General features: G+C 62.0%; 21 protein-coding genes. 13 read left to right on the plus strand and 8 right to left on the minus strand.

Annotation, left to right across the window (positions count from 1 at the left end; translation table 11 throughout):
- The first annotated feature begins 62 nt into the window (after positions 1-62).
- The 5 genes from AD670_RS11075 (at position 63) to AD670_RS11095 (ending at position 5,617) form a co-directional block, all read left to right on the plus strand.
- Complete coding sequence (locus AD670_RS11075; RefSeq protein WP_053131652.1) at positions 63-1,658, plus strand: ABC transporter substrate-binding protein; 1,596 nt, start codon at positions 63-65, stop codon at positions 1,656-1,658.
- A gap of 76 nt (positions 1,659-1,734) precedes the next feature.
- Positions 1,735-2,745, plus strand: a complete 1,011-nt coding sequence (locus tag AD670_RS11080) for an ABC transporter permease subunit (RefSeq protein ID WP_003171721.1) — start codon at positions 1,735-1,737, stop codon at positions 2,743-2,745.
- A 10-nt stretch (positions 2,746-2,755) separates the two neighbouring features.
- Positions 2,756-3,667: an ABC transporter permease subunit gene (locus AD670_RS11085; protein ID WP_027604858.1), complete on the plus strand. Its 912-nt coding sequence runs from the start codon at positions 2,756-2,758 to the stop codon at positions 3,665-3,667.
- Positions 3,668-3,677: 10 nt separating this feature from the next.
- On the plus strand, positions 3,678-4,646 hold the full coding sequence (locus tag AD670_RS11090; RefSeq protein WP_053131654.1) for an ABC transporter ATP-binding protein: 969 nt from the start codon (positions 3,678-3,680) through the stop codon (positions 4,644-4,646).
- Complete coding sequence (locus AD670_RS11095; protein WP_017138288.1) at positions 4,646-5,617, plus strand: peptide ABC transporter ATP-binding protein; 972 nt, start codon at positions 4,646-4,648, stop codon at positions 5,615-5,617. Before AD670_RS11090 ends, AD670_RS11095 begins: the two co-directional genes overlap by 1 nt.
- 104 nt (positions 5,618-5,721) lie before the next feature.
- Here the strand turns inward: AD670_RS11095 and AD670_RS11100 are convergent, their stop codons facing one another.
- The 3 genes from AD670_RS11100 to AD670_RS11110 form a co-directional block, all read right to left on the minus strand.
- The gene (locus tag AD670_RS11100) at positions 5,722-5,991 is read right to left on the minus strand and encodes a hypothetical protein (protein ID WP_053131656.1); all 270 of its coding nucleotides are present in this window, start codon (positions 5,989-5,991) and stop codon (positions 5,722-5,724) included.
- Positions 5,992-6,089: 98 nt separating this feature from the next.
- Positions 6,090-6,335 (minus strand): hypothetical protein, encoded by a 246-nt coding sequence (locus AD670_RS11105; protein WP_053131658.1) that lies wholly within the window; start codon positions 6,333-6,335, stop codon positions 6,090-6,092.
- Between the two features lie 134 nt (positions 6,336-6,469).
- Positions 6,470-8,053 (minus strand): peptide chain release factor 3, encoded by a 1,584-nt coding sequence (locus tag AD670_RS11110; RefSeq protein WP_053131660.1) that lies wholly within the window; start codon positions 8,051-8,053, stop codon positions 6,470-6,472.
- 295 nt (positions 8,054-8,348) lie between these two features.
- On the opposite strand from AD670_RS11110, the gene AD670_RS11115 reads away from it, so the two are divergent.
- From AD670_RS11115 to AD670_RS11140, 6 genes are all read left to right on the plus strand, one after another.
- Positions 8,349-9,101, plus strand: coding sequence for an ABC transporter permease (locus tag AD670_RS11115; protein WP_244653856.1), 753 nt, complete (start codon positions 8,349-8,351; stop codon positions 9,099-9,101).
- Between the two features lie 20 nt (positions 9,102-9,121).
- A complete protein-coding gene (locus AD670_RS11120) occupies positions 9,122-10,015 on the plus strand; it encodes a glycine betaine ABC transporter substrate-binding protein (protein ID WP_053131663.1) in 894 nt (297 codons plus the stop codon).
- Between the two features lie 12 nt (positions 10,016-10,027).
- Positions 10,028-10,681: an ABC transporter permease gene (locus AD670_RS11125; protein ID WP_027604864.1), complete on the plus strand. Its 654-nt coding sequence runs from the start codon at positions 10,028-10,030 to the stop codon at positions 10,679-10,681.
- Positions 10,678-11,835, plus strand: a complete 1,158-nt coding sequence (locus AD670_RS11130; protein WP_053131666.1) for a betaine/proline/choline family ABC transporter ATP-binding protein — start codon at positions 10,678-10,680, stop codon at positions 11,833-11,835. The genes AD670_RS11125 and AD670_RS11130 overlap by 4 nt, the downstream gene beginning before the upstream one ends.
- A gap of 399 nt (positions 11,836-12,234) precedes the next feature.
- Positions 12,235-13,398 (plus strand): type III PLP-dependent enzyme, encoded by a 1,164-nt coding sequence (locus AD670_RS11135; RefSeq protein WP_014716890.1) that lies wholly within the window; start codon positions 12,235-12,237, stop codon positions 13,396-13,398.
- 149 nt (positions 13,399-13,547) lie between these two features.
- Positions 13,548-16,073, plus strand: a complete 2,526-nt coding sequence (locus tag AD670_RS11140) for a sulfite reductase flavoprotein subunit alpha (protein ID WP_053131669.1) — start codon at positions 13,548-13,550, stop codon at positions 16,071-16,073.
- Positions 16,074-16,129: 56 nt separating this feature from the next.
- Here AD670_RS11140 and AD670_RS11145 read toward each other — a convergent pair whose 3' ends face one another.
- Genes AD670_RS11145 through ptsP form a run of 4 tightly spaced genes read right to left on the minus strand, consistent with a single transcriptional unit; the run spans position 16,130 to position 23,222 of the window.
- The gene (locus tag AD670_RS11145) at positions 16,130-17,671 is read right to left on the minus strand and encodes an alkaline phosphatase (RefSeq protein WP_053131672.1); all 1,542 of its coding nucleotides are present in this window, start codon (positions 17,669-17,671) and stop codon (positions 16,130-16,132) included.
- A 44-nt stretch (positions 17,672-17,715) separates the two neighbouring features.
- On the minus strand, positions 17,716-19,431 hold the full coding sequence (locus tag AD670_RS11150; RefSeq protein WP_053131675.1) for a PTS fructose-like transporter subunit IIB: 1,716 nt from the start codon (positions 19,429-19,431) through the stop codon (positions 17,716-17,718).
- An 11-nt stretch (positions 19,432-19,442) separates the two neighbouring features.
- Positions 19,443-20,363 carry a 1-phosphofructokinase gene (pfkB, locus tag AD670_RS11155; protein WP_053131677.1) on the minus strand — a complete coding sequence of 307 codons (921 nt, stop codon included), beginning with the start codon at positions 20,361-20,363 and terminating at the stop codon, positions 19,443-19,445.
- Positions 20,364-23,222, minus strand: coding sequence for a phosphoenolpyruvate--protein phosphotransferase (ptsP, locus tag AD670_RS11160; RefSeq protein ID WP_053131680.1), 2,859 nt, complete (start codon positions 23,220-23,222; stop codon positions 20,364-20,366). It abuts the gene before it with no gap.
- 294 nt (positions 23,223-23,516) lie between these two features.
- On the opposite strand from ptsP, the gene cra reads away from it, so the two are divergent.
- Together cra and AD670_RS11170 are read left to right on the plus strand one after the other, a co-directional pair.
- Positions 23,517-24,512 carry a catabolite repressor/activator gene (gene cra, locus AD670_RS11165; protein ID WP_053131685.1) on the plus strand — a complete coding sequence of 332 codons (996 nt, stop codon included), beginning with the start codon at positions 23,517-23,519 and terminating at the stop codon, positions 24,510-24,512.
- A 2-nt stretch (positions 24,513-24,514) separates the two neighbouring features.
- A complete protein-coding gene (locus AD670_RS11170; protein WP_053131687.1) occupies positions 24,515-25,291 on the plus strand; it encodes a TatD family hydrolase in 777 nt (258 codons plus the stop codon).
- Here AD670_RS11170 and AD670_RS11175 read toward each other — a convergent pair.
- Positions 25,238-25,669 (minus strand): hypothetical protein, encoded by a 432-nt coding sequence (locus AD670_RS11175; protein ID WP_053131690.1) that lies wholly within the window; start codon positions 25,667-25,669, stop codon positions 25,238-25,240. The genes AD670_RS11170 and AD670_RS11175 overlap by 54 nt on opposite strands.
- Between the last annotated feature and the right edge of the window lie 6 nt (positions 25,670-25,675).

Genomic DNA, 25,675 nt, shown 5'->3' on the forward strand with positions numbered 1-25,675 from the left:
CGGGCTCAGGACGAGCCCGCTGTCTACGCTTGTCTGGTCCCATCGATTGCAGAGGGCTCTGAATGAAAATGCTCCCGCTACAAGCTGCTGTTGCCGCTGCGCTGTTAAGCGTGGCTATCGGCGTATCGGCCAAACCCCTGGTGGTCTGCACAGAAGCCAGCCCGGAGGGTTTCGACCCGGTCCTGTACACCACCGCCGTCACCGCCGATGCCGCGGCTGAAACCATGTTCAACCGTTTGGTGGACTTCAAGCCCGGCACCACTGAAATCGTGCCAGCGCTCGCCACCTCCTGGGAAATCAGTGACGACGGCCTGACCTACACCTTTCACCTGCGCGACGACGTCAAGTTCCATACCACCGACTACTTCAAACCCACGCGCAACATGAATGCCGACGACGTGCTCTGGAGCTTCCAGCGCCAGCTGGACCCAAAACACCCATGGCACAACAAGTCCAACGTGGGCTACCCGTACTTTGAAAGCATGGGCTTCAAGGAACTGCTCAAGAGCGTAGAGAAGACCGATGACCATACCGTGGTCTTCACCCTGACCCGCCCTGAGGCACCGTTCCTGGCCGATGTCGCGATGCCGTTTACCGCCATCCACTCCGCCGAGTACGCCGACAAGCTACTCGCCGCCGGCAAGACCGAAGAGCTCAACAGCAAGCCGATCGGCACCGGCCCGTTCATTTTCACGCGCTACCAGAAGGACGCCCAGGTGCGCTTCAAGGCCAACCCGGAGTACTTCCGTGGCAAGCCTCCGGCCGATCCGTTGATCCTGGCCATTGCAATCGACAACAACGTGCGCCTGCAGAAGCTCAAGGCCAACGAATGCCAGATCGCGCTGTATCCCAAGCCCGATGACCTTCCCAGCATCAAGAAAGACCCGAACCTGAAGGTCGCGGAACTGGCAGCGATGACCACCGCCTACACCGCCCTGAACACCACCCACAAGTACATGAGCGACGCGCGGGTACGTCACGCGATCAACATCGCGTTCGACAAGAAAGGCTACAACGAATCCCTGTACGGCAAAGGCAACGCCGTCGATGCCACCGGCCCGTATCCGCCGACCCTGCTGGGCTTCAACGACAAGCTGAAAAACCCTGAGCGCGACCTGGACAAGGCCCGTGCCCTGCTCAAGGAAGCCGGCGTACCGGAAGGCACCGAGTTCACCCTGTTCACCCGTAACGGCGGCGGCCCGACCAACCCGAACCCGATGCTCGGCGCCCAGCGCATGCAGGCGGACCTGGCGCAAATCGGCCTGAAAGTGAACATCAAGGTCATGGAATGGGGCGAGATGCTCAAGCGCGCCAAAGCCGGCGAGCACGACATGGTTTCTGCCGGTTGGGCCGGTGATAACGGCGACCCGGATAACTTCCTCACGCCGAACCTGAGTTGCGATGCAGCGAAAAACGGCGAAAACTACGCGCGCTGGTGTAACAAAGAGTTTCAGGACTTGATCGATAAGGCCCGCGCCGACGCTGAACCCCAGCAGCGGGCTGCACTCTATCAACAAGCACTGGACGTTTTCGATAAGGACCAACCATGGATTCCCATGGCTTACCCGAAAATGTTCACCGCCATGCGCAAGAACGTCGAGGGTTTTACCCAAAGCCCTCTGACCACAAATAACTTCGCCACTACCCAGGTGAAGTAAATAAGAGAAACGCTCGGCGCCGCCCACCAGGACGGCGCCGAACCTGCCTAACCGGCTGATTGAGGTACACCACAAGATGTTTAGTTTTATTGCCCGCCGACTGGGGTTATTGATCCCCACGTTTTTCGGCATCACGTTGCTGACGTTTGCGTTGATTCGCATGATCCCCGGCGACCCCGTCGAAGTCATGATGGGCGAACGACGAGTCGACCCCGAGATGCACGCACAGGCAATGGAACGCCTTGGCCTTAACAAGCCGTTGTATGCGCAATACCTGGACTACGTCGGCAAGCTCGCCCAAGGCGACCTTGGCGAATCGCTGCGTACCCGTACCAGCGTGTGGACCGAGTTCACCGCCCTCTTCCCGGCGACCCTGGAACTGTCCATGGCCGCCCTGTTGTTCGCCGGCATCCTGGGCCTGTTGGCCGGGGTGATCGCGGCACTCAAGCGAGGATCCCTGTTCGACCACGGGGTGATGGGCATCTCCCTGGCGGGATATTCGATGCCGATCTTCTGGTGGGGCCTGATCCTGATCATGTTCTTCTCCGTGAGCCTGGGCTGGACGCCAGTGTCGGGACGGATCGACCTGCTCTACGACATCGAGCCGCGCACCGGCTTCATGCTGATCGACACCCTGCTGGCTGACGAGCCGGACGCATTCTGGGATGCGCTGCACCACCTGATCCTGCCGGCCATCGTGCTCGGTACCATTCCGCTGGCCGTTATCGCCCGGATGACCCGCTCGTCGATGCTTGAAGTATTGCGCGAAGACTACATCCGCACCGCCAAGGCCAAAGGCCTGTCGCCGGCGCGCGTGGTGTTCGTCCATGGCCTGCGTAACGCCTTGATCCCAGTACTCACCGTGGTCGGCCTGCAAGTCGGCACCCTGCTGGCCGGTGCGGTCCTGACCGAAACCATCTTCTCGTGGCCCGGCATCGGCAAATGGCTGATCGAAGCCATTGGCGCGCGGGACTACCCGGTGGTGCAAAACGGCATCCTGCTGATCGCCTGTCTGGTGATCCTGGTGAACTTCGTGGTGGACATCCTCTACGGCTTCGCCAACCCACGCATCCGTCACCAGCGCTGAGATCATGACCATGACCACACCTACTCAAGTGTCAGCAGTCGATCAAAGCCTGCTGTACCCGTCCCCGTACAAAGAATTCTGGCAAGCCTTCTCCAAGAACAAAGGCGCGGTTGCCGGCCTGCTGTTCATGTTGCTGATCGTGTTCTGCGCAATCTTCGCGCCCTGGGTGGCACCGCATAACCCCAGCGAGCAATACCGCGACTTCCTGCTCACCCCGCCGTCGTGGCTGGAAGGCGGGCAGATCCAGTTCCTGCTCGGCACCGATGAGCTGGGCCGCGACCTGCTCTCGCGCCTGATCCAGGGCTCGCGCCTCTCGTTGCTGATCGGCTTGTCGTCGGTAGTGATGTCGCTGATCCCGGGCATCCTGCTGGGCCTGTTTGCCGGGTTCTTCCCGCGCCTGCTCGGCCCAACCATCATGCGCCTGATGGACATCATGCTGGCCCTGCCCTCGCTGCTGCTGGCGGTTGCCATTGTCGCGATCCTCGGCCCTGGCCTGATCAACACCGTGATCGCCATCGCTATCGTCTCGCTGCCGTCCTATGTACGTCTGACCCGCGCTGCGGTGATGGGCGAACTGAACCGCGACTACGTGACTGCCGCGCGCCTCGCCGGCGCCGGCCTGCCCCGCCTGATGTTCATCACCGTGCTGCCTAACTGCATGGCGCCGCTGATCGTTCAGGCCACCCTGAGTTTCTCTTCGGCGATCCTCGATGCCGCCGCCCTGGGCTTCCTGGGCCTTGGCGTACAACCGCCAACGCCTGAGTGGGGCACCATGCTGGCTTCGGCCCGTGACTACATCGAACGCGCCTGGTGGGTAGTGAGCTTGCCTGGTTTGACCATTTTGCTCAGCGTGCTGGCAATCAACTTGATGGGTGACGGCCTGCGCGATGCGCTGGACCCGAAACTCAAGAACGCCGCCTGAGGAGATTCCCATGTCACTGTTAGAAATCAAGAATCTCAACGTCCGCTTCGGCGACAAGACCGCCGTGCCGGTGGTCGATGGCCTCGATATTTCCGTCGACAAAGGCGAAGTCCTGGCGATCGTTGGCGAGTCGGGCTCGGGTAAATCCGTGACCATGATGGCGCTGATGGGCCTGATCGAGCACCCCGGCATCGTCACCGCCGACGCCCTGAACTTCGACGGCAAGGACATGCTCAAGCTGAGCAATCGCCAGCGCCGCCAGATCGTCGGCAAAGACCTGGCGATGGTGTTCCAGGACCCGATGACCGCGCTGAACCCCAGCTACACCGTGGGGTTCCAGATTGAAGAAGTCCTGCGCCTGCACCTGAAGATGTCCGGCAAGCAAGCGCGTAAACGGGCCATCGAGCTGCTGGAAAAAGTCGAGATCCCGGGCGCTGCCAGCCGTATGGACGCCTACCCGCACCAGTTGTCCGGCGGTATGAGCCAGCGTGTGGCCATCGCCATGGCGATTGCCGGCGAGCCGAAACTGCTGATCGCGGATGAGCCGACCACCGCGTTGGACGTGACCATCCAGGCGCAGATCATGGAACTGCTGCTGGCCCTGCAAAAAGAGCAGAACATGGGCCTGGTACTGATCACCCATGACCTCGCAGTCGTGGCAGAAACCGCCCAGCGCGTGTGCGTGATGTACGCCGGCCAAGCCGTCGAAGTCGGCCAGGTGCCGCAGTTGTTCGATATCCCGGCACACCCGTACAGCGAAGCGCTGCTCAAGGCGATCCCCGAGCACAGCCTCGGCGCCACGCGCCTGGCCACGCTGCCGGGTATCGTGCCCGGCCGCTATGACCGCCCACAGGGCTGCCTGCTGTCGCCGCGCTGCCCGTATGTGCAGGAAAGCTGCCGCCAGACCCGCCCCGGTCTTGACCCTAAATCCAACAGCCTCGCGCGCTGCTTCTACCCCTTGAACCAGGAGGTGGCGTAATGGCCGTCGTTCTTACCGCCCGCGACCTGACCCGTCACTACGAAGTGTCCCGTGGCCTGTTCAAGGGCCATGCGCTGGTACGCGCGCTTAATGGTGTGTCGTTTGAACTGGAAGCCGGCAAGACCCTCGCGGTGGTAGGCGAGTCGGGTTGCGGCAAATCCACCCTGGCGCGTGCGCTGACGCTGATTGAAGAGCCCTCTTCAGGCTCGCTGAAAATCGCCGGCCAGGAAGTCGCCGGCGCCGACAAGGCCCAGCGCAAGCAACTGCGCAAAGACGTGCAGATGGTGTTCCAGAGCCCGTACGCGTCGTTGAACCCACGCCAGAAGGTTGGTGATCAACTGGGCGAGCCGCTGTTGATCAACACCAACCTGTCCGCCGCCGAACGCCGCGAGAAAGTGCAGGCGATGATGAAGCAAGTGGGCCTGCGCCCCGAGCATTATCAGCGCTACCCGCATATGTTCTCCGGTGGCCAACGCCAGCGCATCGCCTTGGCTCGGGCAATGATGCTGCAACCGAAAGTGCTGGTAGCGGATGAACCGACCTCGGCCCTCGACGTATCGATCCAGGCCCAGGTGCTCAACCTGTTCATGGACCTGCAGCAGGAATTCAACACCGCCTACGTGTTCATCTCCCACAACCTGGCAGTGGTGCAGCACGTTGCCGACGACGTGATGGTGATGTACCTCGGCCGCCCGGTGGAAGTGGGCCCAAAGGAAGACATCTACGCCCGCCCCTTGCACCCGTACACCCAGGCGCTGCTGTCGGCCACCCCGACCATTCATCCGGATCCGAACAAACCGAAGATCAAAATCGTTGGCGAGTTGCCCAACCCACTGAACCCGCCGCCGGGCTGTGCTTTCCACAAGCGCTGCCCGTACGCGACAGCGCGTTGCAGCAGCGAGGAGCCGCAGTTGCGGGCGTTGGATAACCGTCAGGTGGCTTGCCACTACGCGGAGCAATTCGTGGCCTGAAACCCTGGCCCGTAGAAATGTGTAAGAAGTGATACAGCGTTCTACAGCCCTTCCCGTCAGGTTGCGCATCAGCCTGGCGGGAGGGGCTTTCTTTTGGCGGGAACCTACGTCTGGCTGTCACCATCATCGTCGTCCGGATCGTCGCTGTCCGGTTCGTGAGTGGTGGAGTCATCGTCATCCTTGCTGCCGCCCTGGTCCTGATCACCTGGCTCAGCCTCGGACTTGGCCAGTTGCAAAAGCTTGCCCTGCTCGCTCTGTACCGCCGACAAGCCCGTCGGGCTCTGCACCGGGTTATGTGCCCATGCCGCCGACATGCCCAACGACATCAGCACCAGCACTTTTATCAACAGCACTACTCGCTGAAAAATACTCATGGTCGATTTCCGTCCCGTCAGTAGGTGAATCCAGCACGACAGCGATTTACCGTCGCCAGTCCTTGAAGCTAGTTGTGATACAGGGTTTGCGCCACTTATCAGGTGTCACCGTCATCATAGGTTTCGCTGTCTTCCCCTTCGTTGTAGGGGTTTTCTGCATCCTCCTTGGGCGCGGGCTGGGCCTGGGGCTGCCAACTGCCGGAGTTGACCTCATTCTGTTTTTTCTTGGTAACCGGGCCGGTGTCTTTCCACTGCGGCGCCCCTGCGCCCGCCAGGGCTGGAAGGGCCGTCAGCGCTAGGGCGGCCAGCAACACAAGGGGGATGGCGCGTTGAGTATTTCGCACGATTGTCTCCTTTACAGTCGGTGGGTAAACGCTAGACCCGATGCAGGGTTATCGCCAATCCCATGCCTGGTGGAGACAAAAAATATGGGAGGGGGCAAGCCCCCTCCCATATTTTGTTTTGCGGCGCTCGGACCTTAGTGGTGCTCGCGGGTCGCGCGGAATTTCACATCCGGCCAGCGCTCTTCCATCAACGCCAGGTTGACCCGGGTCGGGGCCAGGTAGGTCAGGTGACCACCACCATCGACCGCGAGGTTTTCCACGGCCTTGTTGGAGAACTCCTCCAGCTTCTTCTTATCGCTGCAATCGATCCAGCGCGCGGAATACACGGTGATCGGCTCGTAGGAGCACTCGACCTTGTATTCCTCTTTCAAGCGGCTGGCGACCACATCGAACTGCAGCACGCCGACGGCGCCGAGGATGATGTCGTTGCTGCGCTCGGGGAAGAACACCTGGGTAGCGCCCTCTTCCGCCAGCTGCTGCAGGCCTTGGCGCAGTTGCTTGGATTTCAGCGGGTCACGCAGGCGCACGCGGCGGAACAGTTCCGGGGCGAAATGCGGGATACCGGTGAAGCCCAGCGCTTCGCCTTCGGTGAAGGTGTCGCCGATCTGGATGGTGCCGTGGTTATGCAGGCCGATGATGTCGCCGGCGTAGGCTTCTTCGAGCTGTTCACGCTCGGAGGAGAAGAACGTCAGGGCGTCGCCGATGCGCACGTCCTTGCCGGTGCGCACGTGGCGCATCTTCATGCCTTTTTCGTATTTGCCGGAGCAGATACGCATAAAGGCGATACGGTCGCGGTGCTTGGGGTCCATGTTCGCCTGGATCTTGAACACGAAGCCGGTGAATTTCTCTTCAACAGGCTCCACAGTACGCTCGTTGGCAACGCGGGCCAGAGGCTTCGGCGCCCAGTTCACGACAGCGTCGAGCACATGGTCGACGCCGAAGTTGCCCAAGGCGGTGCCGAAGAACACCGGGGTCAACTGACCGTCGAGGAATTCCTGCTGGTTGAACTCGTGGCAGGCGCCCTGTACCAGTTCCAACTGGTCGACAAAGCGGTCGTACTCATCACCCAGGTGGGCGCGGGCTTCGTCGGAGTCGAGCTTCTCGATGATTTTCACATCGGTGCGTTCGTGACCGTGGCCGGCGGTGTAGACAATGATGTAGTCGTCGGCCAGGTGGTACACGCCCTTGAAGTCGCGGTAGCAACCGATCGGCCAGGTGATCGGCGCGGCCTTGATCTTCAGGACGGCTTCGATTTCATCCAACAATTCGATCGGGTCGCGGATGTCGCGGTCGAGTTTGTTGATGAAGCTGACGATCGGCGTGTCGCGCAGGCGGCAGACGTCCATCAGCGCGATGGTACGTGGCTCGACGCCCTTACCGCCGTCGAGGACCATCAGTGCCGAGTCCACCGCAGTCAGGGTGCGGTAGGTGTCTTCGGAGAAGTCTTCGTGGCCCGGGGTGTCGAGCAGGTTGACCATGTGGTCGCGATACGGGAACTGCATGACCGACGTGGTAATGGAAATACCCCGTTGTTTTTCCATTTCCATCCAGTCGGAGGTGGCATGGCGGTCGGATTTGCGGGATTTCACCGTGCCGGCCACTGCGATCGCCTTGCCCATCAGCAGGAGCTTCTCGGTGATGGTGGTTTTACCGGCATCGGGGTGGGAAATAATGGCGAAAGTGCGGCGTTTCGCGACTTCGGCGGCCTGGTGGGTCATGGGAAATCGCCTGGCAGGTGAGTCAAAAAAGGGCGGCGAGTATAGCGCAAACCGGGAGTGACGGACCACCGCTCACCCCATTGGGGGTGGCTAAATGCTGCCAAGTATGGAACCTTTTAAAAGGTAGAGACGTCCACTCCCCTGCTACCGCACTCGTAACAGGGGCTGATAAATCAGCAAGTTAGCCTGACGAGGCTGCGCTCATGGCTCGATTTGATACCGCGTTGCCGGTATTGGCGAGCTGCTTTTCGCGAACTCATTCAGAGGCAGCCAGCAATGGCATTGCCGCCGGAGAATGTGTTCGCCGACAAAAGAAAAAAGGAGTCCGCCTGTGGCTATTCGCTATGGCAAAGGGCTGATAGGAGGAGTGGTTGTCGTCGCTCTCCTGGCCCTGCTGGTCCACTGGATCGGCATCAACACGATCGAACTGTACCGCGACGATTTGTTGTTTTACCTGCAAGCTCATTTGATCCTGGTTCTAGTCTCCATGCTGGCCGCCCTCGTTGTGGGCATCCCCGCCGGTATCCTGCTCAGCCGACCGAACATGGTCGGGCGCGCAGAACGCTTCATGCAGATCTTCAACATCGGCAACACCGTCCCGCCCCTGGCCGTACTGGCCATCGCCCTCGGCGTCCTCGGCATCGGCAGCGGCCCGGCCATCTTCGCGCTGTTCCTCGCCTCCTTGTTGCCCATCGTGCGCAACACCTACGAAGGCCTCAAAAACGTTCAAGGCTCGCTGAAAGAAGCCGCCACCGGCATTGGCATGACCCCACGCCAGGTGCTGTTTCGCGTCGAATTGCCCAACGCCGTGCCGATCATCATCGGCGGCGTGCGCGTGGCCCTCGCGATCAACGTCGGTACCGCGCCACTGGCGTTCCTGATTGGTGCCAACAGCCTGGGCAGCCTGATTTTCCCCGGCATCGCCCTGAACAATCAGCCGCAACTGCTGCTCGGTGCCGCATGCACCGCGCTGCTGGCATTGCTGCTCGACGGTCTGGTGACCATGGCCAGCCGCCTCTGGCTGGAACGCGGGTTGCGTCCGTCTTAAGGCTTGGCAAAGGAATTCACATGAAAAAACTGACCTTGATATTGAGCTGCGTCCTGCTGTTTGCAGGTTTTGCGCAAGCCGCTGAAAAACCCGTGATCCGCATCGGCGCCCGGGTGTTTACCGAACAAACCCTGCTGGCCGAAATCACTTCCCAGTACCTGCGCACCAAGGGTTACGACACCCGCGTGACCGGCGGCCTGGGCAGCAACCTGGCGCGCAGTGCCCAGGAAAGCGGGCAACTGGACCTGATCTGGGAGTACACCGGCGTGTCGCTGGTGGCCTACAACCATGTGGACGAGAAGCTCGACAGCGAACAGTCCTACGCCCGGGTCAAAGAACTCGACGCGAAAAAAGGCCTGGTCTGGCTGTCGCCGTCGAAATTCAGCAACACCTACGCCCTGGCACTGCCGGAAAACGTGGCCAAGGAATTCCCGCAGATCAACACCATCAGCGACCTGACCCAAGCCCTGGCCGAGAAAACCAAAGGCACGCGCCTGGTGGCCCTGGACACCGAGTTCGCCAACCGTTCCGACGGCATGGGCGGCATGGTCAAGCTGTATGACATGAACCTCACGCGCAAAAACACCCGGCAGATGGACGCCGGCCTGGTCTACACCGCGCTGCGTAACGGCCAGGTGTTTGCCGGCCTGGTCTACACCACCGACGGTCGCCTGAACGCGTTCAAGTTGAAGCTGCTGGAAGACGACAAGCACTACTTCCCGGACTACACCGCAGCCCCCGTGGTACGTCAGGTTTACCTCGACGCACACCCGCAGCTGGCCGCAGACCTTGCCCCACTGGCCGCGCTGTTCGACGACAAAACCATGCGTGAGTTGAACGCGCGGGTCGATGTCGACCATGAAAGCCCATCCGCTGTTGCCGCCGATTTCCTGCGCCAACATCCGATCAACTAAGAAGGAGAAGACATGGAATTCCTGAACGCCTTTTCCCATCTTGATTGGGCCCAGGTCCTGCACCTGACCTGGCAGCACATCACCCTGGTCGGTATCGCGGTGATCCTGGCGATTGTCGTCGGCGTGCCCCTCGGCGTGCTGATGACCCGCTTCCCGACACTCGCCGGCCCTTTGCAAGCCAGCGCCACGGTGCTGCTGACCGTACCGTCCATCGCGCTGTTCGGCCTGCTGCTGCCGTTCTACTCCAAGTTTGGCCAGGGCCTGGGGCCGATGCCGGCGATCACCGCCGTGTTCCTCTACTCCCTGCTGCCGATCATGCGTAACACCTACCTGGCCCTGACCGGCGTTGAACCGGGCATTCGCGAGGCCGCCAAAGGCATCGGCATGACCTTCGGCCAGCGCCTGCGCATGGTCGAACTGCCCATCGCCGTGCCGGTGATCCTCGCCGGTGTGCGTACCGCCGTGGTGATGAACATTGGCGTCATGACCATCGCCGCCACCATCGGCGCCGGTGGCCTGGGTGTACTTATTCTGGCTTCCATCAGCCGCAGCGACATGTCGATGCTGATCGTTGGCGCCGTGCTGGTCAGTCTCCTGGCCATCTTCGCCGACCTGCTTCTGCAATGGCTGCAACGCTCGCTGACTCCAAAAGGACTGCTCAAATGATCGAACTTCAAAACCTGACCAAGACTTTTCAAAGCAACGGCAAAACTGTTTCGGCCGTGAACGACGTAAGCCTGACCGTCAACGAAGGCGAGATTTGCGTATTCCTCGGCCCTTCGGGCTGCGGCAAGAGCACCACGCTGAAAATGATCAACCGCCTGATCAAGCCGACCTCGGGCAAGATCCTGATCAACGGCGAAGACACCACCGACCTCGACGAAGTGACCTTGCGTCGCAACATCGGCTACGTGATCCAGCAGATCGGCCTGTTCCCGAACATGACCATCGAGGAAAACATTGTGGTCGTGCCCAAGTTGCTGGGCTGGGACAAACAGAAATGCCACGACCGCGCCCGCGAGTTGATGAGCATGATCAAGCTGGAGCCCAAGCAGTACCTGCATCGCTACCCGCGTGAGCTGTCGGGCGGCCAGCAACAGCGCATCGGCGTGATTCGCGCACTGGCGGCCGATGCCCCGTTGCTGCTGATGGACGAGCCGTTCGGCGCGGTCGACCCGATCAACCGCGAGATGATCCAGAACGAGTTCTTCGAGATGCAACGCGCGCTGAACAAGACCGTGATCATGGTCAGCCACGACATCGACGAAGCGATCAAGCTGGGTGACAAGATCGCCATCTTCCGCGCCGGCAAGCTGCTGCAGATCGACCACCCGGATACGCTGCTGGCGCATCCGGCCGATGAGTTCGTCAGCAACTTCGTGGGCCAGGACAGCACCCTCAAGCGCCTGCTGCTGGTGAAGGCTGAAGACGCGGCCGACAACGCCCCGTCGGTGAGCCCGGAAACCCCGGTAGCCGAGGCCCTGGAGCTGATGGACGAAACCGACCGTCGTTACGTGGTGGTCACGTGCGCCGAGAACAAGGCGCTCGGCTATGTACGCCGTCGCGACCTGCACCGTCAGACCGGCACCTGTGGCCAGTACCTGCGCGAGTTCAACGCCACGGCGGCGTACGACGAGCATTTGCGCATCCTGTTGTCGCGCATGTACGAGTTCAACCGCTCGTGGTTGCCGGTGATGGATGCGGAGCGGGTGTTCCTGGGTGAAGTGACCCAGGAGTCGATTGCCGAGTACCTGAGTTCCGGTAAGTCCCGTGGGGGCAAGACCAGTATTGTCTCGCCTGCCGAGACCGCCCTGGCCTGATTTTATGTGGGAGGGGGCTTGCTCCCTCCCACATTTCCCCTTCGGTGAGTCAGGGAAATCGCCTCGATTACCACTCAGCGGGGAACATCATTCCGTCACACGTGTCGGTTACATAAGTAGCTGCACGCGGTCCCGCGACGAACGCGTGCAAAAACGCGACATTTTTAGTTGATCTATGGCCCCTCACGTCCTAAAGTTCGCGCCGAACGTCCATGCTGGAAACGATCCATCCGGCTCAAGTACTGACGACGAGACAGCAAGGCCAAGGGAAGCGGTTGTTCCCATGGCCTTTTTGCTTTCGGCGACATGCCTTGGGAAGTAGGCGAACCAAAGTGGGGATACGGAGGACGTTCATTTGCACCCATTGATCAATTTAGTTTGCCCTTAGGAGTTCCCAGCATGTCGATCAACGTCGAAGATTATTTCGCGCGCGCCACTTTTGACAAAATGAAGGCGTTCGCCGACAAGCAAGAAACCCCGTTCGTGGTGATCGACACCGCGATGATCAGCCAGGCCTACGATGACCTGCGCGCCGGTTTCGAATTCGCCAAGGTGTATTACGCGGTCAAGGCCAACCCTGCCGTCGAGATCATCGACCTGTTGAAAGACAAGGGTTCGAGCTTCGACATCGCCTCGATCTACGAGCTGGACAAGGTCATGGACCGCGGCGTCAGCGCCGACCGTATCAGCTACGGCAACACCATCAAGAAATCCAAGGACATCCGCTACTTCTACGAGAAGGGCGTGCGCCTGTTCTCCACCGACTCCGAAGCCGACCTGCGCAACATCGCCAAGGCCGCTCCGGGTTCGAAAGTGTATGTACGTATCCTCACCGAAGGCTCGACCACCGCCGACTGGCCTTTGTCGCGCAAATTCGGCTGCCAGACCGACATGGCCATGGACCTGCTGATCCTCGCTCGTGACCTGGGCCTGGTGCCGTACGGCATTTCGTTCCACGTTGGCTCGCAGCAACGCGACATCAGCGTGTGGGACGCGGCAATCGCCAAGGTCAAAGTGATCTTCGAACGCCTGAAGGAAGAAGACGGCATCCACCTCAAGCTGATCAACATGGGCGGTGGCTTCCCAGCCAACTACATCACCCGCACCAACAGCCTGGAAACCTACGCTGAAGAGATCATCCGCTTCCTCAAGGAAGACTTCGGCGATGACCTGCCGGAAATCATCCTCGAGCCAGGCCGCTCCTTGATCGCCAACGCCGGCATCCTGGTCAGTGAAGTGGTCCTGGTTGCACGTAAATCCCGTACCGCCGTCGAGCGTTGGGTGTACACGGATGTGGGCAAATTCTCCGGCCTGATCGAAACCATGGACGAAGCCATCAAGTTCCCGATCTGGACCGAGAAGAAAGGCGAGATGGAAGAAGTGGTCATCGCCGGCCCGACCTGCGACAGCGCCGACATCATGTACGAAAACTACAAGTACGGCCTGCCGCTGAACCTGGCGATTGGTGATCGTTTGTACTGGCTGTCGACCGGTGCGTACACCACCAGCTACAGCGCGGTTGAGTTCAATGGCTTTCCGCCGTTGAAGTCGTTCTATGTGTAACCGCAGCGCCACGCTTTAAGCTGCACGCTGCGAGAAAAAGCCCACGACCCGTCGTGGGCTTTTTTATGTGTAAAAAAGAATGTTTCTCGACAACTCACGGCATAATGCGCGCCTTGGCATTCATATCCAGATAGACGAGGCAGTCAGACGTGTTGAAGAAAACCCTGTTCCAGTTGCACTGGTTCTTCGGCATCACTGCCGGGCTGGTGCTGGCCTTGATGGGGATCACCGGGGCTGCGGTGTCGTTTCAAGATGAAATCCTGCGGGCGCTCAACCCAAGCGTATTGAGCGTGGAGAAACGCGAAGCCGGCGTACTGCCGCCTGCCGAACTGGTGCGCAAGCTGGAAGCCACCGAAGGCAAGACCGTGTCCATGCTGTGGGTGGAAAGCGAAAGCGGCAACGCCGCCCGCGTGTTTTTCACCCCGCCACCGGGTGAGCGCCGTGGCCAGATGCGCTACTTCGACCCCTATACCGGCGACTACATGGGCGACGTGGTCGGCCAGGATGTATTCGGTTTTATCCTGCAACTGCACCGTTTCCTGGCCATGGGCGAAACCGGCCGGCAGATCACCGGCGCCTGCACGCTGATCCTGGTGTTCTTCTGCCTGTCCGGCCTGTACCTGCGTTGGCCGCGCCAGGTCGCAAGCTGGCGAGCCTGGCTGACACTGGACTGGCGCAAAAAAGGCCGCAGCTTCAACTGGGATTTGCATTCGGTGTTCGGCACCTGGTGCCTGCTGGCCTACCTGCTGGCGGCGCTGACCGGGCTGTCGTGGTCCTACGACTGGTACAGCCAGGGCCTGACCAAACTGCTGTCCGACGCGCCGCAAAATGAACGGATGCGCAAGCGCGGCCCGCCGCCCGAAGGCCCGGCACCCGTGGCCAACTACGACGCAATCTGGAGCAGCATCTACAGCAATGCCGGCCCAGGCTTGAGTGCCTATAACATCCGCATGCCAGCGGTGGCCGGGCAACCCGCCATCGTCTATTACCTGCTCAAAGACTCACCCCACGACCGCGCAGTGAACCAGATCAACCTGGACCCGGCCACCGGCGAGGTCAACTTCCATGACCAGTACGCCAGCAAAACCTTCAAGTCGCAGTTACTGACCAGCCTCTACGCGCTGCACACCGGCAGTTATTTCGGCCTGGCGGGGCGCATTATCCTCACCGTCAGCGCGCTGCTCATGCCGTTGTTCTTCATCACCGGTTGGCTGCTGTACCTGGACCGTCGCCGCAAAAAGCGCCAGGTGCGTGATGCACGTAAAGGCCTGCACACAAACCACAGCGACGCCCCGGCCTGGCTGATCGGCTTTGCCAGCCAAAGCGGATTTGCCGAACAATTGGCCTGGCAGACCGCCGGGCAATTGCAGGCGGCCGGCCTGCCGGTGAAGGTGCAGCCGTTGGGCAGCGTCAGCCAGGACGACTTGCGGCAGTCGGAAAACGCGTTGTTCGTCGTCAGCACCTTCGGCGACGGCGAAGCCCCCGACAGCGCCCGCGGTTTCGAGCGCAGCGTGCTCGGCCAGGATCTGTCGCTCAAGGGCCTGAACTACTCAGTACTGGCCCTGGGTGATCGCCAGTACCAACACTTCTGCGGCTTTGCCCGGCGCCTGCATTTCTGGCTGACCAACCAGGGCGGCAACCCCCTGTTCGCACCGGTCGAAGTGGACAGCGGCGACACCGTCGCCCTGCTGCACTGGCAACAACAACTTGGCCAATTGACGGGCCATGCACCAGCAGCAGCCTGGCCGACCGCCCAGTATGAAAACTGGACCCTGAGCCAGCGCGCCCTGCTTAACCCTGGCAGTACCGGTTCGGGCGTTTACCTGCTGGGCCTCACATCGCCATCGCCACAGCATTGGCTGGCCGGTGACCTGGTGGAAATCCTGCCGCGCAATGGTCCCAGGGCCATCGAGCACTTCCTCAAAGGCCTGGGCCTGGCCGGCACCGACGGCGTGCTGATCGACGGTTTGCCGCACACCCTCAATCAAGCCCTGGCGACCCGCCAACTGCCGGACAACCGCGCACACCTGGTAGGCCTGCATGCTCAAGCGCTGGTCAACGCGCTTGCTCCCCTGGGCATGCGCGAGTACTCCATCGCCTCGATTGCCAGCGACGGCGTACTGGAGCTGATCGTGCGCCAGGAACGCCACCCGGATGGCAGCCTGGGCCTGGGTTCAGGCTGGCTCACCGAACATGCCGCGATGGGCTCCTCGATCAGCCTGCGCCTGCGCCGTAACAGCGGTTTCCATCTGCCAGAGGCGCCGGTACCGTTGATCCTGCTGGGCAACGGCACCGGCCTGGCCGGCTTGCGCAGCTTGCTTAAGGCGCGGATTGCCGATGGTCAGCAGCGCAACTGGCTGCTGTTCGGCGAACGCACTATCGCCCACGACTACCTGTGCCAGGACGAGCTGCAAGGCTGGCTGGCCAGTGGCGACCTGGCACTGCTGGACCTGGCATTTTCCCGGGATCAGGAGGAGAAAATCTACGTGCAGGATCGCCTGCGCGAATCTGCTGATGTGCTGCGTAAATGGCTGGCGGACGGGGCGGCGATTTATGTGTGCGGGAGCTTGCAGGGGATGGCGGCAGGCGTGGACCAGGCGCTGGTCGACATCCTGGGAAGTGAGGCGGTGGAACGCTTGATCGAACAGGGCCGCTACCGTCGCGACGTCTATTGATGTGATCCAATGTGGGAAAGGGCTTGCCTCCTCCCACATTGGGATCGCATTTCAAGTCAGGTGGGTTGCAGCTTCTGTTCGAACACCGAGACCCCATCCAGGTCGCGCAAAATAACGGTCAACTCCGCTGTCTGCCCATCAATCTGCACTTCGCCAAAAAACTGAAATCCGGCAAACGGCGAGGTGTTCTGCGCCGGCGGGGCCTTCTCGAACACCACCTCAGGGCCAAAGGTTTTATCCAAGGGGTTCGGGCCGAAGCTGCCCGCATTCAGAGGCCCGGCGACAAACTCCCAGAACGGCTCGAAATCCTGGAACGCCGCCCGATCCGGGTGGTAGTGATGGGCCGCGCAGTAATGCACATCCGCCGTCAGCCATACATGGTTGCGTACTTTTTGCGCGCGCAGAAAGCCCAGCAATTCGGCGATTTCCAGCTCGCGGCCTTGCGCCGGGCCTGGGTCGTTGTTGGCGATGGCTTCCCAGCGCGGCACGCCGGGGCTGACTTCGCCGTCGGGCACGCCGAGGCCGATGGGCATATCGGCGGCGATCACCTTCCACTGGGCCTGGGAGGCCTTGAGTTCGCGCTTGAGCCAGTCCAACTGCTCGCGGCCGAGGAAGGGTTTTGCGCCGCCCAGGTTGTCATCGTTGCCGCCGCGATAGCTGCGCATGTCGAGCACAAATACATCCAGCAGCGGGCCATAGCTGAGCTTGCGATAAATCCGCCCGCCGCCGTCTGCGCTCTGTCGGCGCATGGGTGAATATTCGAGCCAGGCCTGGCGTGCACGGCCGACCAAGGTGTTGATGTCCTTGGTCTGGTAGCGCTCGTCGAGCTGCTTGCTGGGTGACCAGTTATTCACCACTTCGTGATCGTCCCACTGCCAGATCTGCGGCACCTCGGCATTGAAGCGGCGCACATTTTCATCCAGCAGGTTATAGCGATAGTTGCCACGGTATTCGTCGAGGGTTTCCGCGACTTTGCTCTTGGCTTCGGTGGTGATATTGCGCCAGATACGCCCGCCCTCAGTGGGCAATTGCGCGGGTACCGGGCCGTCGGCGTAGATGGTATCGCCGCTGTGGATAAAGAAGTCCGGCAACCGCAGGCGCATGGCTTCGTAGATACGCATGCCGCCAATGTCCGGGTTGATGCCGAAGCCCTGGCCGACGGTGTCGCCACTCCACACAAACCGGATGTCGCGACGCTGTTGCGGCACGCTGCGCAGGTGGCCGAACCACGGCTCGCTGGCGACGCCGGTCTGGGCATCTTCAAAGTGCACGCGGTAGAAAATCGCCTGGTCGGCTGGCAGCCCGGTGAGTTCGACGCGGGCGGTAAAATCGGTGCGGCTGTCGGCCAGGGGCGAGACGAATTTGCGCGGGTTGCTGAAAACACTGCGGGTGTCCCACTCCACCACCATCTTCGCCGGACGGTCGCTGCGGCTCCAGATCATCGCGCGGTCGCCCAGCACGTCGCCGGACTGCACATCGTCAGTGAGTTGCGGCCGGTCCTTGGCCGAAGCGATCACCGCCGGGGCCAGGCCCGGCAGCAACAGGCCGGCGCCGACGGCTTGCATCACACGGCGACGGCCAAGATCGAAGTGGCTCATGCGGGTGCCCTCTTGAGTATCAAAAGGGCCACTAAAGCATGCGGTTATGACACCGGTGCGACAGCCAGTTCGACCGCTTCCGGACGTTTGATGAATGCATACACCAAACCGGTCAGCAGGCTACCGGCGACAATCGCCAGCAAGTACAGCAGCGCGTGGTTCATTGCATTCGGAATGATCAACACAAACAGGCCGCCATGGGGGGCGGCCAGTTTGCAGCCGAAGTACATCGACAGAGCACCGGTCAACGCGCCACCGGCGATGCTGGCCGGGATCACACGCAACGGGTCCTTGGCCGCAAACGGGATCGCGCCTTCGGAGATAAAGCACATGCCCAGGATCATCGCGGCCTTGCCGGCCTCGCGTTCAGTCTGGGCGAACTTGCGTCGCGCCAGGAACGTGGCGATGCCCATGCCGATCGGCGGCACCATGCCGGCGGCCATGGTCGCGGCCATCGGTGCGCCGCTCTGTGCCGCCAGCAAGCCGACGGAAAACGCATACGCCGCCTTGTTGATCGGCCCGCCCAGATCGACACACATCATGCCGCCCAACAAGATGCCCAGCAGCACCGCATTGGTGGTGCCCATGGTCGCGAGAAAATCGGTCAGGCCTGTGAGCATGCGCGCCACCGGCGGCCCCACCAGGTAGATCATCGCCAAGCCCGTGAACAGGCTTGCCAGCAACGGGATGATCAGGATCGGCTTGAGTGCTTCCAGGCTCTGCGGCAACTTCACCGCACGGGTGATCAGCTTGACGCAATATCCGGCGAGAAAACCGGCGAATATCCCGCCGATAAAACCGGCCCCCAACGTACCCGCCAACAGACCACCGATCATGCCGGGAGCAATGCCCGGACGGTCGGCAATCGAGTAAGCGATATAACCCGCCAGCAGCGGCACCATCAGCATAAAGGCACGGTCGCCGACGGTTTTCAGCGCAGCGGCCAGGGTGCCTTCCTGTTCAAACGCATGAATGCCGAACACGAACGACAAGGCGATCAGCAAACCACCCGCCACCACCATCGGCAACATGAACGACACACCGGTCAGCAGGTGTTTGTAGACGCCGGTTTTTTCTTGCTTGGCCACGGTACCGCTGGCTGCACTTTCCACCGCGCCTTCGGCCAGGGCCTTGTTGAGGGTCGCCTCGGATTGCTTGAGCGCAATACCGGTGCCGCAACGGTAGATCTTTTTGCCGGCGAAACGCTCGGTGGCCACTTCAATATCGGCCGCCAGCAGCACTACGTCGGCATTCGCGATGGCCTCGGGGCTCAACGGCGTACGGGCACCGACCGAGCCTTGGGTCTCGACCTGCAAGTCATAGCCCAGGCGCTTGGCCGTCTGCTGCAAGGCTTCGGCGGCCATGAAGGTATGCGCCACGCCGGTCGGGCAGGCGGTAATCGCGACGATACGCGGGGCATGCTTCGAGGCAGCCGGGGCCTGGCTGGCGACGTACTCCTGGGCGTCTTCAGCACCTCGGCGCAACACCGCTTCGACATCCGCCAGCGCCTGGGCCGGTGTGCTCTGGAACACACGCTTGCCGACAAACCGCTGCATATCCACCGGCGTACTGCTGACCAGCAACACCCATTCGGCGTCGTCGATCGTGGCCTGGGACAACTGGCGTTCCGGGCGCTGCACATCCACCACCTCGACACTGGTGCTCCAGCCCTGGCGCTGCGCGGCGGCGTCCAACAAGCGGGCGCACAGCACACTGGTGACCATGCCGTTCGGGCAGGCAGTAACAATGGCTAACTTCATGACAAACCCTCTTATTGTTCTGTCAGCGGGCGTACAGCGACGCCGCTTTCAAGACGCGCCAACTGCGCGGCGTCACTGATGCCGAAACCGATCTGTGTCACCGCCATGGCGGCAATTGCCGTGGCGCGGCGCAGGGTGTGCTCCGGCGTATCGCCACTGAGCAAACCGTGAAGCATCCCGGCCAGCAGCGAGTCACCCGCGCCTACGGTACTGGCCACCGTTACCTTCGGCGGCGTGGCATGCAGGACAGCGTCCGGGCTGTACCAGGTCACGCCGGCGGCACCGTCGGAGACGACCACGTGTTCCACACCCTGCTGATGTAATTGGCTGATGACGTCAGTGGAATGCCCCAAGGCCTCGGCCAGTTCTTCGGTGTTGGGTTTGATCAGCCATGGGCTGGCCTTCAAACCGGCGCGCAAGGCCTCGCCGCTGGTGTCCAGGGCGACTCTCACGCCCAGGTCTTTCAACTGCTCCAGCAAGCCCTGAAACCACTCGGGGCTGACGCCGCGCGGCAAGCTGCCGGCGACCACGACCGCATCAAATGTAGGTGCGATCATCTCCAGCCTATCGCGCAGTGCGGCCTGTGCCTGCTCACTCACCAACGGCCCCGGTGCATTGATGTCGGTGACCCGACCGTCCTGTTCGGCAATCTTGATATTGCTGCGGGTTTCCCCCGGCACGCGAATGAACGCGTCGCCAAACCCACGGCTGGCGATCAACGCGTCGAACGCCTCGGGGTTTGCTTCACCGAGGAAACCACCCACGCTCACGTCATGGCCCAGGTCCGCCAACACCTGCGCGACATTCACGCCCTTGCCGGCGGCATGGGTGAGCAGGGTTTCGCTGCGGTTGACTTCACCCGGCTCCAGGCGCGCCAGGCGTACCGTCAGGTCCAACGCCGGGTTCAGCGTCAGGGTCAGAATCCTTGCCATCTACACGGCCTCCACAAGGGCACGCACTTCGGCGGGCGAGCCCACCACCAGTGCTTTTTGCGCCAGGCCCTGGGCCTCGCTCAGACTGAACTCACGCACCCGCGCCTTCACTTCGGGAATGCTGCGGGCCGACACGCTCAACTCATCCACACCCAGGCCGATCAGCACCGGCACCGCCAGCGGGTCTGCCGCCAGCTCGCCGCACACCCCGACCCATTTGCCATGGGCATGGGCCGCACGCACGGTGATGTCGATCAGTTGCAGCACCGCCGGGTGCAGGCCATCGGCCTGGGCCGACAAAGTCGGGTGACCACGGTCGATGGCCAGGGTGTACTGGGTCAGGTCATTGGTACCGACGCTGAAGAAGTCCACTTCCTTGGCCAGCACCGGCGCCAGCAGCGCGGCGGACGGCACTTCGATCATGATCCCCAGCTGCAGGTCGGCCACCGGGATTTCCAGGCGCAGGCGCTCGGTCATATCCCGGGCGGCGCGCCATTCATCCACGCTGCCGACCATGGGGAACATGATGCGCAGCGGGCGGTTGTCCGCCGAGCGCAGCAGCGCGCGCAATTGCGCTTCCATGATCTGCGGGCGTTGCAGGGTCAGGCGAATACCGCGTACGCCGAGGAAGGGGTTTTCTTCCTCGGCAATCGGCCAATACGGCAGCGGTTTGTCGCCGCCCACGTCGAGGGTGCGCACCACCAGCGGGCGGCCACCGAGGCCGTCGAGGACGCGGCGGTATTCGGCTTCCTGGGTGGCTTCATCCGGGGCTTGCGGGTGGGCCATGAAAATCAGTTCGGTGCGCAGCAAACCGATACCTTCGGCACCCTGCTCCACCGCGCTGGCCACACCGGCGCTTTCGCCGATATTGGCGAACACTTCCACGGCGTGACCATCGCGGGTCAGCGCCGGCTCGTGGCGCTGGGCCGAGGCGGCCTGCAGGCGTTGCTCACGGGTATCGCGCTCGACGGTGGCCCGTTGCAGGGTGGCCGCGTCGGGGTCTACATGCAGGCGACCGCGCTGGCCATCCAGCAGCAGCGACGTACCGGAGGCCAGCAGCAACACCGCCGGGCCGGCGCCTACCAGCGCGGGGATGCCAAGGGCGCGGGCGACAATGGCACTGTGGGCCGTTGCGCCGCCACGGGCGGTAAGGATGCCGGCGACACGCGTCGGATCCAGGCGCGCGACGTCTGAAGGGCCGACTTCGTCCATCACCAGAATGTAGGGTTCGGTGGGCTCCTGGGCCGTCTCGATACCGCACAGTTGCGCCAGCACCCGGCGACCGATGTCACGCAGGTCGGCGGCGCGCTCGGCGAGCAGTGCGTCCTGCAGCGACTCCTGTTGCTTGGCGGCGGCCTCGATCACGCTCATCCAGGCGGCTTCGGCGCTTTCGCCTTGCTTGAGACGGGTGTCGACTTCGTCGGTCAGCTCCGGGTCGTCGAGCATTTCCTGGTGGGTGATGAAAATCTCACGGATGGCTTTGGCTTGGCTGCGCTCGATGAGGCCCTGGATATCGCGGCGCACATCAGCCAGGGCGTCTTGCAGGCGCTGGCGTTCGATGGCCGAGGACTCGCCGCGCAGGGGGTAGTCGAAGACCTGTTGGATCTGGATATGCGCAGGGCCGATGGCGATGCCGGGGGCTGCGGCAATGGCCTGGATCTGGCTGCCGCTCGGCGGTGCGCTGAGCACCGGAGCAATATCGAGGGGTTCGGGCTGCGCGCTGACAGTCGGCAGTGGCTCGACCTCTTCGCCCAAGCCTTCCTCGACCGCCGCCAACAGCGCCGGCAATGCATCACCGGCGATGGTCGGTTCGGCAACAAACTCCAGCACCTGGCCGCGCCGGGCGCCAAGGCTGAGCAGCTTGCTCAGGCTCTTCACCGACACGGCGCCTACCGGGCCATCGACGATGCGCACACGGATGTCGCCTTCAAAACTTTTGGCCAATTGCGCGAGGATCTTCGCCGGCCGTGCGTGCAGGCCGTGGGCGTTAGCCAGGGTGATGCGGGCGCTGGGCCAGTCAGGTGGCAGCTCGCCGCCGAGTACTTCGAGCACCGCGCGACTGCTGGTGGCGCGCCCCAATTCCTGGCCACGGCCTTCGATCAACAAGGCGCACAAGCGTTCGAGCAAGGCCTGATGGGCTTCACCCAGGCTGGCCAGGCAGAACAGACCATTGAGAGGCTGGCCGAGATAGCGCATGGGCTTGTCGGGGGTGACAAACGCCAGGCCCGGACGCTTGACCGTCTGCTCGCTGTGCAGCCACCACAGGCCATCGCCCAGGGGCAGCGCATCGACCTGCTGCAACACGGCAGCAAACCCATTGCTGACGCAATCGGCCTGGCGCAGCAGGCGTGCACCTCTCCACACAAGCTCTTCGAAGTCATCGGCGGACACGCCCAGGCTGATCATCTGCGCGTCCAGCGCCAGTTCCTGCGGTGCACCTTGCAGCAGTTTCAGCAGCGCTTCCGCCGAGCCCGCGCGGCGCAGCGCCTGGCCCAGGTCGGTCTCACCGAGGGCGCGGGTGAGCAGTTGCAACAGGCGCAGGTGTTCGTCGGATTTGGCAGCGATGCCGATGGCCAGGTACACCATTTGCCCATCGCCCCAGTCCACCCCTTCGGGGAACTGGAGCAGGCGCACGCCGGTGGAAAACACCTGGTCGCGGGTTTCGGGGGTGCCATGGGGGATGGCAATACCTTGGCCAAGAAAGGTCGAGCCTTGGGCTTCACGGGCTTGCAAGCCGCTCAGATATCCCTCGGCGACCAGGCCTTCGGCCACCAGTTTGTCAGCGAGCAGGTGCAAGGCAGCAGACTTATCCACAGCCACCTGGCCCATGGATATCTGCTCTACAGTGAGCTCAAGCATGCCGTTCTCCTAGTTAGTGCGATGGACGCACTAGGTATTGTTTTGAATAAAACAGTGTAGGGCGTTCAGAAATTAACTGACTGAGCGGTCAATTGGCAGTAGCCACTCAGTCGCGAACGTCGTAAAAATACGCTGGCTGAAACGTTTAATCTAGAATTTAAGGCAGATTACGCGTTAATTGTGCATCCTTGAAGGACCACTCGGCGCTTGAGCTGAGACATTAGTCGCGTGCAGGAATCGGTTACGATTGGACAAAATGTCGGGGCCAGCTCCAAAAAACAAGGAAATCCCGGTTTGAAACTCAGTGATATCGCGCGTCTCGCCGGTGTGTCCGTGACCACCGCCAGCTATGTCATCAATGGCAAAGCCGAACAGCAACGCATCAGCAACGCCACCGTCGAGCGGGTGCGTGCGGTGGTCGAAGCCCATGGCTTTACCCCCAACCCCCAGGCAGCCGGGCTGCGCAGTCGGCACACGCGCACCTTGGGTTTCATCCTGCCCGACCTGGAAAACCCCAGTTACGCACGAATCGCCAAGCTGTTGGAACAAGGCGCGCGCGCGCGCGGCTATCAATTGCTGATCGCCAGTTCCGACGACGACGCCGGCAGCGAGCGTCAATTGTTGCAACTGTTTCGCGCGCGCCGCTGCGATGCGTTGTTCGTGGCCAGTTGCCTGCCCGCCAGCGATGACAGCTACCGCGACCTGCAGGCCAAGGGCTTGCCGGTGATCGCCATCGACCGGGTGATGGCGCCGGAACAGTTCTGCTCGGTGGTCAGCGACGACCGCCAGGCCTGCCAGCAACTGACCAGCAGCCTGTTGCAGCCCTTGCCCAAACAGATCGTGCTGATCGGCGCGCGGCCCGAGCTGAGCATCAGCCAGGAGCGCGCCGCCGGTTTCCGTGAAGCGCTGCACGGCTTCACTGGCGAGGCGATCGTCGAGCACGGCGAAGCCTTCAGCCGTGACTGCGGCCGACAGTTGATGGAGCAACTGCTACAGCAACTGGGACACCTGCCTGACGCACTGGTGACCACGTCCTACGTGTTGCTGCAAGGCGTGTTCGACGCACTGCATGACTTCCCGCTCAAGTCGCGACCGTTGCGCCTGGGCACCTTTGGTGACACCCAGTTGCTGGACTTCCTGCCGCTGCCGGTCAACGCCATGGCCCAGCAACATCAGTTGATTGCCGACACCGCGCTGCGCCTGGCCCTGGCCGCCATTGAAGAAGAGCAGTACCAACCGGGCGTGCACGCCATCGGCCGGACCTTCAAGCAGCGTATCCACGAGGCCTGAGCGTGGAGCTGATCGACACCCATACCCACCTGGACTTCCCGGACTTCGACAGCGATCGCCGGGAAGTCCTCGCCCACAGCCGCACATTGGGTGTACAGCGCATGGTGGTGTTGGGGGTGTATCAGCAGAATTGGCAGCGGCTGTGGGATCTGGTGCAGGCCGATGCAGGTTTGTTCGCAGCCTTTGGCCTGCACCCGGTGTATCTCGATGACCACAAACCCGCCGACCTGACGGAGTTGGGCGACTGGTTGACCCGCCTGCACGGCCATCGACAGCTCTGTGCGGTGGGTGAAATCGGCCTGGATTACTTTCTTGAAGAGCTGGATCGCGAACGCCAGCAAAGCCTGTTCGAAGCCCAACTCAAACTGGCGGTGGACTTCCAACTGCCGGCGCTGCTGCACGTACGCCGTAGCCACGCGGCCGTGATCGCCACGCTCAAGCGCATTCGCCTGCCCCGGGGCGGCATCATCCACGCGTTTGCGGGCAGCCGGGAAGAAGCCCACGAGTACATCAAGCTGGGCTTCAAGCTCGGCCTGGGCGGTGCAGCCACCTGGCCCCAGGCATTGCGTATGCACAAGGTGCTGGCACAGCTGCCGCTGAACGCGGTCGTGCTGGAAACCGATGCCCCCGACATGGCGCCGGCCATGTACCCAGGCCAGCGCAATAGCCCGCAACACCTGCCGGCTATCTGCGCTGCCCTCGCCGAGCGCATGGGCACCAGCCCGCTATTGCTGGCTGAGGCGAGCACACGCAATGCGTGCGAGCTGTTCAATTGGTAGAGCCGGGGTAACCGCTTGCAGGTTCAAGGTCATTCGCTGCCGGTGACGGGCATAGCGCAACACCAAAAAATGCACCAGCAGCACCACCAATGACACGTTGAGTTGTCCGACCAGGCTGATCAGGCCCACCCACTCCATCACCAGTGCCACGATCAGCACCATACAGGTCAGCACAATCATGCTCGGGCGCACCAGCCCCCAGTGGTCGAGCGCCTTGAAATGCCGCAACTGCCGGGGGCAAGTCAGCTCAAGGACGCGCTGGCAATACGGGCAATCAAAGGGTTCTTCGATGGCAATGGCATTCAACTGCCAAGGCTTGAGTTCAAACGTGATGTCGCAATGGGCGCAGTGCCCCTTGATACCGACTGCCGTGGTCATCGTCGT

It is taken from the genome of Pseudomonas sp. MIACH, from assembly GCF_001269925.1.
Classification (GTDB): Bacteria; Pseudomonadota; Gammaproteobacteria; order Pseudomonadales; family Pseudomonadaceae; genus Aquipseudomonas.

Bases quoted from the DNA above. Each gene is read 5' to 3' on its own strand.
- AD670_RS11110 (WP_053131660.1), bottom strand. From the start codon at position 8,053: ATGACCCACCAGGCCGCCGAAGTCGCGAAACGCCGCACTTTCGCCATT.
- AD670_RS11135 (WP_014716890.1), top strand. From the start codon at position 12,235: ATGTCGATCAACGTCGAAGATTATTTCGCGCGCGCCACTTTTGACAAA.
- AD670_RS11080 (WP_003171721.1), top strand. From the start codon at position 1,735: ATGTTTAGTTTTATTGCCCGCCGACTGGGGTTATTGATCCCCACGTTT.
- AD670_RS11085 (WP_027604858.1), top strand. From the start codon at position 2,756: ATGACCACACCTACTCAAGTGTCAGCAGTCGATCAAAGCCTGCTGTAC.
- AD670_RS11115 (WP_244653856.1), top strand. From the start codon at position 8,349: ATGTGTTCGCCGACAAAAGAAAAAAGGAGTCCGCCTGTGGCTATTCGC.
- AD670_RS11075 (WP_053131652.1), top strand. From the start codon at position 63: ATGAAAATGCTCCCGCTACAAGCTGCTGTTGCCGCTGCGCTGTTAAGC.
- ptsP (WP_053131680.1), bottom strand. From the start codon at position 23,222: ATGCTTGAGCTCACTGTAGAGCAGATATCCATGGGCCAGGTGGCTGTG.
- AD670_RS11090 (WP_053131654.1), top strand. From the start codon at position 3,678: ATGTCACTGTTAGAAATCAAGAATCTCAACGTCCGCTTCGGCGACAAG.
- AD670_RS11175 (WP_053131690.1), bottom strand. From the start codon at position 25,669: ATGACCACGGCAGTCGGTATCAAGGGGCACTGCGCCCATTGCGACATC.
- AD670_RS11120 (WP_053131663.1), top strand. From the start codon at position 9,122: ATGAAAAAACTGACCTTGATATTGAGCTGCGTCCTGCTGTTTGCAGGT.
- AD670_RS11125 (WP_027604864.1), top strand. From the start codon at position 10,028: ATGGAATTCCTGAACGCCTTTTCCCATCTTGATTGGGCCCAGGTCCTG.
- AD670_RS11130 (WP_053131666.1), top strand. From the start codon at position 10,678: ATGATCGAACTTCAAAACCTGACCAAGACTTTTCAAAGCAACGGCAAA.
- AD670_RS11150 (WP_053131675.1), bottom strand. From the start codon at position 19,431: ATGAAGTTAGCCATTGTTACTGCCTGCCCGAACGGCATGGTCACCAGT.
- AD670_RS11145 (WP_053131672.1), bottom strand. From the start codon at position 17,671: ATGAGCCACTTCGATCTTGGCCGTCGCCGTGTGATGCAAGCCGTCGGC.
- pfkB (WP_053131677.1), bottom strand. From the start codon at position 20,363: ATGGCAAGGATTCTGACCCTGACGCTGAACCCGGCGTTGGACCTGACG.
- AD670_RS11095 (WP_017138288.1), top strand. From the start codon at position 4,646: ATGGCCGTCGTTCTTACCGCCCGCGACCTGACCCGTCACTACGAAGTG.
- AD670_RS11100 (WP_053131656.1), bottom strand. From the start codon at position 5,991: ATGAGTATTTTTCAGCGAGTAGTGCTGTTGATAAAAGTGCTGGTGCTG.